This is a genomic window from Scandinavium lactucae (assembly GCF_033843265.1).
Taxonomy (GTDB): Bacteria; Pseudomonadota; Gammaproteobacteria; order Enterobacterales; family Enterobacteriaceae; genus Scandinavium; species Scandinavium lactucae.
On record NZ_JAWXRD010000002.1, the window covers coordinates 201031 to 213932 of the forward strand.

The window sequence follows — 12902 nt, forward strand, 5'->3', positions numbered from 1 at the left end:
GATTAACCACACAGCACCGCCGCGCGCACCGGATCGAGCAAAATCAGCCCGGACAGTAGCGCGTCCATGGCCGGGGTGAGGCGTTGCTTGTCGCTGTCGCTGCGGTTGGCTTTCATGCGCAGCAGGCGTAGAGAACGGGCTTTGACTTCAAACAGCAGCTCCGGCTCCCAGTCCGCCAACATCAAGGAGGTGGCGCGAGTGTCGAGTTCACTGAGCAGATGCGTCGCCAGCTCATTTTTGCCGTATTGTTCAGCGAGGCGGGCCATCAACAGGCGCAACAGCCAGCGGTTGCGAGACGTGTCGCCGCCGGGGCGGGTATTCAGCCAGCCCAGTGCTGCATCGATGCCGTCTTTATCCGCGATGGCGACCGCTTCTGGTTCCAGCAGCAGAATGTCATCCTGTGCAGATGCCGATGCGCTTTCTGTTTCATGGCCCCAGCCTTCAACGTTGTCGAGCACGTGCTGATTGATCCAGTTCAGCGTCACCTCATCCGCGAACGACGTGCCGTCGCTGTAGGCCAGCCCTTCCAGACCGGGCATTCGGTTGAGGAAACAGCGCAGATCGTTGCGCACGATATCCGTCCAGTTCTCCCAGGGAGCGCCCGCCTTCTGCAACGCCTGATGCAGATACCACTGCAAATCCAGCCACAGGTGATTCACGCTTTCGGCAAACATCCGGTCGGCCTGCTCAATCAGCTCTACCCAGCTTTGTTGCAAATAGAGGCGTTTAAGCTGCGCCCGGTACTCCGCTTTAGGCGGCATCAAACGCGTACGGCTTTCTGCATCGAGGGCGGGAAGTTCGTGCAGCGTGTCCCAGCGAATGCTTTTCATCAAACGATGCCCTGCCAGCCAGCCGTCGGGCTGCTCACGCAGATAGTTTGCCAGCAGCTTTGCCTGTTCCATCAGTTCGCGCCCGGAATGGATCCCGGAGGTGTTGGCGGTGAATGTCGAGGTGCCTTGCCTGACTGGCTCGTCTGAACTGCTGGTTTGCGGCACGACGGCATCCATCCCCCCCGATTGGGTCATGCGGTTTTCCAGTGCGCCATACAGCGCACCAAGCTCAGGCTGAGCAGAGAGATCCCAGCCGTCTGTCACCTGCGCGATAATCGCCAGCGCACCGACCGCCTGTTTAAAATCGTCTTTATTCACTTCCGGATAGAGCGTCAGCGTGTCCAGCACTTTACTGCCTGCCAGCCACTCGAGGGCTGCTTTGCGCGGACGCTCACGGCGAGGGTGAACCTCATCGCTGTAGCGCTCCAGCAGGGCAGCAAGCAGCGTCAGTCCCTGCGCCAGGCCGGATTCGCCTTCCTGTTGTAGACGCGCCCAGACGTAGAACGTCGCCACGCGGATATCTTTGCTACCGTGGATCAACAGCTTTTCCGCCAGAGTCGCGATAAGCTCGGTGTTGAAGCCTGAGAGTTTATTTACCTCTTCACGGATCAGCTGAAAATCGTCGTCGTAACTGATGTCCTCTCCCGCTGGCTGACTGCTGGCGATCGGTGCCAGCCAGTTATCCCAAAGGCTCAGCGAGGCTTGGGTGTGTTCCATCAGCGCCTGGGGTTCTTGCGAACAGGCGCTAAAAAGCGTACTCAGAGTTGCCATGCAAATTCCTGTGGCGTGAAAATGTTAGTTGAGGTCAGCCGCGGCTGTGACATCGGGCACCATCGCGGCGCTGCCGGAGGTAACGAAGATAGTGGTTGGCAGAACAAAGTTACGCAGCTTCAGCAGCGCCAGCGGCCCTTCACCCACTTCGGTGCGCAGGACATAGTTAAGCGAATGCCCGTCCTTCGCTTTCCACGTCAATTGCCAGCTGCTGTTCAGCCCCTGATAAGGTGCAATCGCTGCCGTATCCAGCAGGCGTATCCATCCCCATGCCCCTGGAATATCTGCCAGCTGACGGGTTCCGGCCTGAGTGCTAATCCAGCTTAACGATGCCCCCGGTGCTTCCGTGTCGGCAGGCCAGGTAAAGCGTTTCCAGACCGGCATCTGATTCACATACACCAGTTTCTGATTGTCGATTATCAGGTTGGTTTGCATCACGCCCTCAGCCGTACCCGGTCGGATCTCAAAGCTCAACCCGGCCGGGCCGGTGGTGAAGACCACATCGGAGATATGGCTCAGGGTATCGACTGCCCGGATAAATGCCGGATTGAACTCAAGCCCCTGTGCGTTGATGGCGTCCGGCACCCAATGACTGCCCTCTTTATGCAGCACCCCGTTCAGCCGGGTTTGCAGAAAGCGGCTAATACGCCCGCTATCACCGTTCAGGTACTGCGCCAGTAAAGGCAGCGAGATTTCACTGCTGCTGGATTTCAGCGGATAACGCCCGCCGAAGGCGCTGTTCCAGTCATTCACAATGGCTGACTGCCATTGGGTGTTGAGGCTTTCCGCCGCCGGGGTGAGGACCTGCTGCCACGCCTGCTCCATCGGGCGGACAAACAGCGTACTGCCAAACCCGCTCCACTCCTGCCCAAGGCTGGCGGCAACCAGGCTACCGTAATCACGGGTTTCGGTCAGATCAATAGCTTTGCCCTGGAACACGGTCTGGGCCAGCGTCTGCGTCATCGCCTGCGGGTCTGAGGCGTTGATCACCTGCTGGAGCTTCAGCCGCACCTGGGTTACACGGGTTAAAAAGGTTTGCAGGCTGAGGCTGGTATCGCCCTGCCCGCCAGCCGTGCCGTCGAGAAGTGCCAGCAGCGGGCCAAAACTCGGATCAAGCGGGCCATGCATACCTTTGCCCTGATCGATAGCGGGCTGATTACTGCTGTTAAACAGATTCTGTGCCGATTTTACCAGCGAATCCGACAGCCTTTCCCCCGTCTGCCCGGTGCGACCTTGTACGCTGAGCGTATTCATCAGGGCCACCAGTGGCGACTGGCGTACGTCCGCCATTAACGAGAGTTGATCCACCGCATCCGACAGCGTGGCCGCATCTTGCCAGCGCAGGCTGTTGAGAAACTCAAGCCAGCTACCGGAGAAATCAGAGAAGTAGCGGGCGGTCAGGCGGTCTTTAAGGGCTTCCGGCGACAGTGCCGCGGTGACGGTGGCTTTGTTATCCGACAGCACCCAGTCCACTTCTTCCCGGCGCTCATTCGCGACTTTTTCAATGGCAGATTTCACCGCCCCTTCCCAGGCCTGACGCGTAAACATACCCGGTACGACTTCCCCGGTGCTGAACAACCTCGAGGCATCGGTATCACCGACCATATCCTGCAGGCGGAGATCGGCATATTGATGAGAGACCTGAGACAACATTTTCTGATACAGCGACGCCTCGCCGTTGCGCACACCTATCTGGCGTACCAGGATCGAACGCACATCGTTGACCAAATCGTTATCTGCCAGCAGCGCCCATTGCGGGTGATGTGGCAACGCCGTCGCATAGTATTTGATGAGATCCGCCCCACTGCCCTGCCAGAACCCATTTTTCACCCCCTCGTGCCGGGACCAGGTTTTCAACAGTTGCGGCGTGAACCAGGCGGCATCCATTTTGTCCGGACGGGCCAGCATCAGATACAGCCGGAGCTGATTGTAGGTCGGCTTGATAAGCGCGCTGCGCTGCGGGCTATCCGGCGGTAATGCGGTCAGCGCATGCAGTTTTTCCTGTAGCTCCCGGGCGGCAGCATCGCGGATCAGCGGCAGCGCACTGTTGGCATACTGTGGCCATAGCGCACTCAATAATGAATCATTCTGATTCATGCCAAAGCGGGTATACCACGGGGTCCCATGCTGCTGACGGTACTGCAGCGTTTCAGTCAGCTGCTGGAGATCTAACAACGCCTGTAAACGAGACTGAGTCGATTTGTGCGTATTCGCTGCGAGTTCGGACAGCGACGCCCCTTCGCTCACCAACGCGCGGTTGGCGATAAACGACACTATCAGCCCTGCGCCCCACAGCATCATCACTGCGGTCAGCAATAGGGCGGTGGCGCGTTGCCAGGAGAAACCCATTTTCTTCGCCGCCAGCCCCGCAGGTAATGACGAAAGAGAACTCAGCAGAAAGTCCCAGCGGCTATCTTTGCCCCAGCGGTGCTTTATCGTCCGTTTAGCCTCTACTGACGCGGGGCTGAATATAACGCCAGCAAGCGGCGTCGGACGATAGGGATTAAGTAACGTATCGAGTGGCGCGGCAACTGTGTCAAGTCTCTGTGAAAGTCGGTCAGCCAGCTGCAGTAAAAACTGCTGGGTCGTATTTTGGCTTACCCTCCAGGTTCCCTTTTCTATAAGGTCAGGGATCAAGGTTGAAAGCTGCGATCGTAATTCATCCGATTTACACCCGACCGGTAAAATACACCCCACCGACTGGTAAGAGCGTTCAACCGTCTCAGCCTCGCTTTTGCACAGCGCCCAAACAAACAACGGCAAGCGCCAGCGCAGTATCTCATTACGTGAGGAAAACGCCTGAGCTACTCTGTCCATCATGTCTGAAGTCAACGCCGTTTTACCGTCCCTTTGCCCCAACACAGAGGCGTGACAAAGGGCTGAAGTCACCCAGACTACGCCGTCGAAGGGACGACGGCGAAAATTACGCAACTCACTCATCCAGTGACTGTCAAGCACCGCACCAAGTTCACCTCCCCACACCAGAACTGTTCCGGCATCTTCCTGCCAATGCTGTACGGTAAGACCGGGAGTAAGTAACTCAACATCAGAAGCACTCCCGATAACAAGTAAAATGTGGACTTTACGTGACCCAAAACGCCCATACTGGTGTTTCATTGCTGAAGGTAATTCACCCAATAAAGGTATCATTGAATCTGATTCATTACTGGTGGAAGCGTCTTTATGTGTAAATAATGAGCTTAGTACCTTCCCTTTATTTCTTAATATTTCGGAAAGAAATTGATGCGTTGGCAATTTTTTTAAAGTGGAATATTGGGACCCAACACGGAATATTTTAAAAAGCACCATCAAGGACAACATACAAACCGACCACGCAACAACCTGTTCCATAAAGCTATTGAGATGCAAATATTCTTTCCCAAAGTAGATACCTGCAGCAACAATTAGCCCTACAAAAAAAAGAAGTATTATCTGACCTAAAAGTCTCAAAAACCGACTATTGCTCACAACTGCTCCTTATTATATGGCAGGCTTCTTATTTGAACTAATGTCAAACTAACATCTTCTTGAGAAGCGACTACGTTAACCGCGCTACTTCCTGCACTTTTCAAGTACGCTAAAGTTACTGCCATCCAGATATTACCAACACCTTGCTGACCGATAACCAAGTGAGAAAAACTCTGCTGTATCTCACCATCATTAGTTTTCGTCCTAAGCGCTAAATTACACTGATGGGTTATTTCATTTACAACAGACCTGCTCTTAACATTACTAAATAAAACAACTTCCGGGTGGTTCATACCATCTTGATATTTTATTAAATTATTCAAATCTGATTTGAGTATTTTCTCTTCCGTATGCAACGCACGATACATCCTAAATTTCCCAGGAGAGGAATCAGGCCCTACTGTAGGAGCCAATAACCAGGCACAAGCCCCATCGGTAATTGTGGCTTGAGGATCATCAACCAATAGAGGATTACAAAAAACGACAAGTCGATATTTTTCGCTCCTGCTCTCAAGCCACTCTTCAACTTTCTCGGAAAACTGATTAACAATAAAAACTGTATTTTCAGTTTCAGGCGCTGATATATTAATATTTTTGCAGGCAAACAAAAATGAACTCCACAATGGATTTATTAATTCCCCTTGCGCTGCAAAATTTATCTCGAGCTTACCTCTCGATAATAGATCAATTAATTTATACCGAAACGGACAAAGTAACTCTTGAAACAACGCAGTGTAATTAACATTCTCTGGGAACTTAATCGCTTTCTCGCCTATGACTTGAAATTGTTCTCCACGTCTGAACCTGTCAATTTCAATACTAGCAGGAAACACATAGGAAAAATCAGCAACCGTGATGTATTCAGACATCCAGGCACGGCAGACACTTTCAACTCTTTGATTGCTTAGCAATATAAGCTCATTGCGTTCGGAAAACGAACTAATTCTTAAAACATGCCAACCAACGGCGACACCAAACAGAATGAATAGCACAATACCGGATATCAATCCATATTGAAAAATTAACTTACTTACACCGATATAATACAAGGCCAGACAGACAAAAAAAATAATAACCAGAAGAAACACAAACCCCAGAAACCACTTGGCCAGTGCCAGCGGAGGGACTTCCTCCGTCGACTTTAAAACAGGAATGTCCCATGACATATTTTTATCCTATCCCGGTACCGGGAAGACTGGATATCACAAAGCATCCACACTGACATTTACACAGGTGGAATGCCACAAGCTTTCCGTCAGAAACCCACTCGATTGAACCTTCGGATATTTTATTTTTACCATGCCCCAAAATTGGACAAAGAATATCATCACCGACAAGGGCCGCAGCAATACCGTCAATAATCATAGTTGACGTTGCTGAGGTGACGATACCTCCACTACTTAGTTTATCATTTAACCTTATAATTCCGGCATGCATATCATACTCCTTATAAAAAGCATACTTCCCTGCTCAGTAGTAATAAAACTCCCGCCCCCACCCTGTATAAAGAAATGGAGTCTGCTCTTTAAAGGGATTATCAGGCTTGCCAGTGCGTTTCCACTGCCGTTTACGACGCCGATTCAGTTTGACAAGATTAATATCCGTAACGTTTTTCCAGCCCATCACAGTAAATATCTCTTCGGCTAAATCTTCCTGAGGGAAGGGATGGCGTCGCCAGACGCTGTAAAGTGCAGGGCCCACGATAATGCCCCCCGCCCCCCCCGCCCCCCAGAGTATTGCTCTGTAAAGTTCGGGATTGAGGAACCCCTTGAGCCCAGCATTGATAAAAACAATAAAAAACAAAACCAGTACACAAAAAGTTAACATCCCCAGCCAGAACCAAGTTCCCCCCCAGCGAGCCTGCCGTTTCCCCCGATAGCAACCCGGTGTCATGGTAATAGAGCGCTCCTGCGGTTTAGATAAGGCATACACCAGATATTCATTGCCCACAGGAGCTACTATCAATTTCACCTCTTCTCCGGGCTGACAGAAGGTATAGCCCAGCCAGCCAGAAAAATGTTTACCGTTGATTTTCCCGGTGACGTACCAGGCTAACCGGCTTAACCGGTTTCCCTCGAGCAGCATTCCCTGTGCAGCAGCACCCTGTCCTGCGGCGGCAACCACCACCGCCGCCTTCGCGACGCGCTCCTGCTGCCGGATAAAATACCCGTGGGTCTGCGGATAGGCTTCCGGGTCAAAATAGTGAGGAATTAAACGGGCACTGAACGCTTCCAGTTTCCCGCTCACTTTTATTAATGCTGCCGGAGGGGGTAAAACCGGGTCGGGTGGGGCATCCGCAAGCTTCTGCTCCAGTGCCTGCGCCTGTTTACGCAGGTCAGGCAGCAGATTTCTTTCCCCGTGCATGGAAGCAATAAAGGAAATACGCTTTTGTAAGGCCACCAGCTCCTTTTTAAGTTTCAAATAATCCACGCAAGGATATTTATCTGTATCGTTAAACTCTTTCCATGTCGGCCGTGGGGTTCCGGAGAATGTAACAGCTTCCTTGGTCATAACGTCTCCCTGATATTTTCAGTCATGCATCTATTCCCTTCTGCTCAGACCAGATAATCCTGTGAGCCGGTCGCAGGATGAACCATAAACGGCCAGTAGGTTACGGGGTCACCAGGCTCCTTTTGAACTTTTGGGGCACTCAGCGTGTATAAACTGTTCATTAATGCGGTTCGTTGTTCTGCCACCAGGATAAACACAGATAATTTTATTATATTATTTGCATTACAAATAATGCTTACATATTGAATTAAATATCACATGCCGCGCCCCGCGACCATCTGAACCCCATTCAAATATATAAAAAACGCATCATCTGTAAAGAAAGCCTCCCCCTTGCCATTTATTTTCCGTTATGGTTTATGTCGGAAATTCAGGGTGCGGCTCATTTATCGTTTTCTGCGCCGGACGGGGTGCATTGGAGAATTTTATTATCTGACTACTCACAACTCATCCCTGCTAGTAATAATAAAACTCCCGCCCCCACCCTGTATAAAGAAATGGAGTCTGCTCTTTAAAGGGATTATCGGGCTTGCCGGTACGTTTCCACTGCCGTTTACGACGCCGATTCAGTTTGACAAGATTAATATCCGTAACGTTTTTCCAGCCCATCACAGTAAATATCTCTTCGGCTAAATCTTCCTGAGGGAAGGGATGGCGTCGCCAGACGCTGTAAAGTGCAGGGCCCATAATTACGCTTCCTGCACATCCAAATCCGAATATCAATGTCTTGTAAAGACTAATATTTAAAAACATTCTGAAACCATCATTAAATACAGCGACAACCAAAACTGAGAAAATCGCAAACGCGAGTATTCCCAGCCAGAACCATGTCCCCCCCCAGCGGGCCTGCCGTTTCCCCCGATAGCAACCCGGTGTCATGGTAATAGAGCGCTCCTGCGGTTTAGACAAGGCATACACCAGATATTCATCGCCCACAGGTGCCACTATCAATTCCACCTCTTCTCCGGGCTGACAAAAGGTATAGCCCAGCCAGCCAGAAAAATGTTTACCGTTGATTTTCCCTGTGACGTACCAGGCTAACCGGCTTAACCGGTTTCCCTCGAGCAGCATTCCCTGTGCAGCAGTGCCCTGTCCTGCGGCGGCAACCACCACCGCCGCCTTCGCGACGCGCTCCTGCTGCCGGGTAAAATACCCGTGGGTCTGCGGATAGGCTTCCGGGTCAAAATAGTGAGGAATTAAACGGGCACTGAACGCTTCAAGTTTCCCGCTCACTTTTATTAATGCTGCCGGAGGGGGTAAAACCGGGTCGGGTGGGGCATCCGCAAGCTTCTGCTCCAGTGCCTGCGCCTGTTTACGCAGGTCAGGCAGCAGATTTCTTTCCCCGTGCATGGAAGCAATAAAGGAAATACGCTTTTGTAAGGCCACCAGCTCCTTTTTAAGTTTCAAATAATCCACGCAAGGATATTTATCTGTATCGTTAAACTCTTTCCATGTCGGGCGTGGGGTTCCGGAGAATGTAACAGCTTCCTTGGTCATAACGTCTCCCTGATATTTTCAGTCATGCATCTATTCCCTTCTGCTCAGACCAGATAATCCTGTGAGCCGGTCGCAGGATGAACCATAAATGGCCAGTAGGTTACGGGGTCACCGGGCTCCTTTTGAACTTTTGGGGCACTCAGCGTGTATAAACTGTTCATTAATGCGGCTCGCTGTTCTGCCACCAGGGCAGCAATTTTATCTGGTGCCATGTTGTCAGTATTCTGCGAGTTATCATTGCCAAACACACTATTTTCAAACCATGTCTGCAGCGCATCCCGGCTGAAATACTCGGTGATAATATACTCTGCCACCATCAGGCCTAACGCGACCCACCACGAAGAGAGCATCCCTACCCATTCAACGCCCAAAAAGACCAGCCGTGGGTTCGCCAGCCTGCCGAGCCATAATCCTTTAGTACCTCTGACGGTGTTCCAGCCAAAACGGTCAATCAACGCACTCATCAATTTCCCATTTGCACTAACTAATGTAGCGACATCATTCAATATTTTTACAGAATAAAGACTGATGTACGTTAATCGCCCTTTGCCCTTCCATTCTATGTATAAACCCGAAGCATCCGTCCCTAATGATATCCCCCCCGCAACCAAAGAACTCCCGGCTCCCGTCATTTTTAAAAAGAACACCCGGTTTCCGCTACTCACTCCCTGTTCGGCGATTCTAATAAGTGAGGACGCCGCTATATCAGCAAAACCGGCCGTTGTGGCCAGCATTGCACTGGCCACTTTGGCGTAACTGCCCGGTTCATTTTTAAAGTGTTCTAACTGATTGCCCAGTTCCACCACGTTAAAGAGAATGACCAAGATCTTTATGCTGGAGGCCCGATATTCGAACCCACCTCTTTCCTGACGAAAGGCTGTCAGACCAGAATCGAGCCGGGTGAATTTTTCACTCGCCACCCGCAGATTATCCCGAGCTTTTAATCTTTCCGGACTAAAAAAACCCAGACCATCAAGATAGGCACTTCGCTCACTGACCCAACCAAAATACGCTGACAAAAATGCCTTTATCTGTGCCTGTGTTTTCCCTGCCGCAAGGGAGAACAGCGTCCGGTTTACCGCATCGTTGACCGTATCCAGCGTGGCCCCCAGTCGTGTTGACGCAAACACCCTGGCTCCCACCGTCGCCATGTACTGGTCGACCCGGTACAGTACCTGCGCTGAAAATAACGCATCAGCCCCGGGGGGTTTCGCAATCGCCGATGTCGCGCCCTCAAACCCTTCAAACAGCTTATTAATGTTCGACGCGTTGGTAACGAAAAACTCGCCCAGCCCGGCTTCTGTCATCGGTTTCGCGGTGCTCTGCATCGCCTGACTCAGCAATGCCTCCCCTTCCGCCATCATCTCCGGGTTATTGTAAAAATGGGCACGCCAGACCAGGTTCTTTTCACTGGCGGTAGTGTAAGCGTTAATCCATTCATCCAGCAGTGCCCTGCCCGACGCCACAATGTTAAGCCCCGAGATCGCAAAAGCCACTATTTCACGGTAGGCCTTGTTATCCACCGGCAATATTGAGTAGAAATCCTGGCTGGTAGCAATGAAGTGATCGTTCTCCAGCCACTTAACGCGAAACGCCATCAGGCTGTTCACCTGGCTGTCCACTTTCGTGGTCAGTTGATCGCTGCAGGCCGTAAATGAATCCATCTTCGCCCTGTTCAGCATCCGCCGGTATTTCGCCAGGTCATCCGCAACTTGCGTCTGGTTCATTACGTTTTGCTGGTTGTGCCTGTTACGTGCCTCGAACTCTTCCCGGCTCATGATGGCGTCGCTGCGGCTACGGGCATTGTTCACGTACAACTGCCATGCCAGCTCCGCCCCGCCTGCGCTATCTTGCCAAAGTGCGGCCTGACGTTCGGCCACCTTTTGTTCCGCGCTTTTGGTGATGATTTGCTCCACGCCGTTAATCAGACTCTGGGTCGAAAATTCCAACGCACGCTCATCTCCAAATATTTTCGGCAGGGCCAACACGTCATTCGTCCAGCTCGTCAGTTCATGTGCAACACCTACTGCATCATGCAGCGCCATCATCACCGGCGTAACTGGGCTGCCGTCCGCTTTTCGTCCCCGGCTTCGCATCTGCTGTGCAGTGCTGGCAGCCAGTCCTGCCCGCATCGGCTTCCACGGATAAAGCGTTTCACGGGGTTGCACTTTCCCCATCAGACTGTAAACGCCGTCATTACTCATGTGGCTGAGCTGGAAGTTACCCCGGGTACCCCACGGGAGCAACACTGACGGGGCTCCCCCTCCGCTCGCCGGCAGATAATCCAGGACCGCCGAAATACTGCTCTCATCTGCCGTGCCCGCATATGGGGCTGCAGTGGGCGTCAGCCATTGCGACGCATGCAGGCACTGCATTCTTTTGCTGCGCGCACTTTCGCTCTGATAACGCTCCAGGGTCGATGCCGACCAGGCCGCCTGCGAATACGCAATCCAGATATCATTTTCCAGAACATCGGGTTTCAGAGTGATGAAATCCTTTCCGCCCTGTGAGTACGAACCCTGTTTACAATCCGGTACTGACTTTTCAGTCACATTATCGGCGGAGTACTGCTTCCATAAACTGCCATCATCACTGATTGACCAGGCCTCCCAGGCTGAAAGCCAGGGATAATAGATATAGATAAAGCCCCGACGCATGGCCCGCAAGGCATAATGATAATCGTCATGAGGAGGATAATCCTGTGCACCACTGACAGCCCAGCCCGGCAGCGAGCCCGGTAAAAAATCCGGGGCCACTGCATACCTGACCGGCAGCAAAGCTGGTCCCTGCGCCAGACAATCACATTTATGGTCCGCCATAATTAATCCTTTATGTTGTTTTAATTTACAGTGGTTGCGAGTCATCACCCGCCCGGATAGACGCCCACTGCTTTGGACTCACGGAAGATATTGCATCCCGAAAACTTCTGCCAGGCTGCGAACATTGCGTCTCCAGTAGGCGTATAATTTCAGGATGGCAATCAAAAGCAGGCGAAAAATTAAGAGCATGGAGGCCATAATCCACAAGATCCATTTTGTTTTTGAACATGTATTTCCACGCTCTCTTGAGTGCTGGCGACACCGTTTTAAACACCTGCCCCTCACTAAGCCGCGTCTTACTTATATTATCCCTGCGATATTCTCGAAGTATTAAATTGACAATGGCGATCATGTCAATGTCCTGCCAGGTTTCAGGGCTAAATGATAATGAGAAAGTCAACTGTGCATACTGTTGTACAAGTCCGGACCGGTGAGTTAATTGCCCATCACCATCAATAGAGTACCAATCAGTAATCGTCCCTAATAATCGCTGCCGCTGCCAGTAATCCAGTATTTTCCAACATAGAGTTACGACGGCAGGATCATAATAGCGCAGCAAGATATCTTTATCTTTTCTTCGCTGCAGCGCTGTTTTTCCCAAATGAATAGAAGCATCCTCTAATCCACCATAAATTGAAAGCCAACCGCAAATTAATCGACCAAATCCGCTTTTTATTTTCTGAGGCTCAATTTCATTCAACGCTATTTGGATACTTTTTTCAAAAATAACCATGTCTTCGCCAGAGGATAAATCAAGTTCAATTAACCAAGGGAAAAACTCTTCCGTAAGGTATTGAGGCGCTACCGGAACTCTTACAACCTGACGAAGACTTAGGATAGATATGAACTCCTGTTCATCAGTTCTTTGTCTTAATAAAGCAGCATCAATCATTAAAACACATTTGTTATTTTTATTTACAAACCGTTGCAGAAGTTCTTCTCTTATATCCTCACATTGACTTTGAGAGGCCAGATATGAATAATCATAATCTATCGATAATTCCAT

The 12902-nt window shown here is 51.0% G+C and carries 8 protein-coding genes; all 8 read right to left on the reverse strand.

What is annotated here, in order from left to right; translation table 11 throughout:
* Window positions 1-2 precede the first annotated feature (2 nt).
* Window positions 3-1601: a type VI secretion system protein TssA gene (gene tssA, locus SIK69_RS02955; protein WP_319785359.1), complete on the reverse strand. Its 1599-nt coding sequence runs from the start codon at window positions 1599-1601 to the stop codon at window positions 3-5.
* Window positions 1602-1625: 24 nt separating this feature from the next.
* Entirely contained in the window at window positions 1626-4952 is a 3327-nt protein-coding gene (locus tag SIK69_RS02960; protein ID WP_374941360.1) for an ImcF-related family protein, read from the reverse strand.
* Between the two features lie 113 nt (window positions 4953-5065).
* Window positions 5066-6235 (reverse strand): hypothetical protein, encoded by a 1170-nt coding sequence (locus SIK69_RS02965; RefSeq protein WP_319785361.1) that lies wholly within the window; start codon window positions 6233-6235, stop codon window positions 5066-5068.
* 4 nt (window positions 6236-6239) lie between these two features.
* Complete coding sequence (locus tag SIK69_RS02970) at window positions 6240-6506, reverse strand: PAAR domain-containing protein (RefSeq protein WP_319785362.1); 267 nt, start codon at window positions 6504-6506, stop codon at window positions 6240-6242.
* Between the two features lie 33 nt (window positions 6507-6539).
* Window positions 6540-7580 (reverse strand): putative type VI secretion system effector, encoded by a 1041-nt coding sequence (locus SIK69_RS02975; RefSeq protein WP_319785363.1) that lies wholly within the window; start codon window positions 7578-7580, stop codon window positions 6540-6542.
* A gap of 456 nt (window positions 7581-8036) precedes the next feature.
* Window positions 8037-9077, reverse strand: a complete 1041-nt coding sequence (locus SIK69_RS02980) for a putative type VI secretion system effector (protein WP_319785364.1) — start codon at window positions 9075-9077, stop codon at window positions 8037-8039.
* Window positions 9078-9121: 44 nt separating this feature from the next.
* A complete protein-coding gene (locus SIK69_RS02985) occupies window positions 9122-11941 on the reverse strand; it encodes a T6SS effector BTH_I2691 family protein (RefSeq protein WP_319785365.1) in 2820 nt (939 codons plus the stop codon).
* Window positions 11922-12902 carry a DUF4123 domain-containing protein gene (locus SIK69_RS02990; protein ID WP_319785366.1) on the reverse strand — a complete coding sequence of 327 codons (981 nt, stop codon included), beginning with the start codon at window positions 12900-12902 and terminating at the stop codon, window positions 11922-11924. The genes SIK69_RS02985 and SIK69_RS02990 overlap by 20 nt, the downstream gene beginning before the upstream one ends.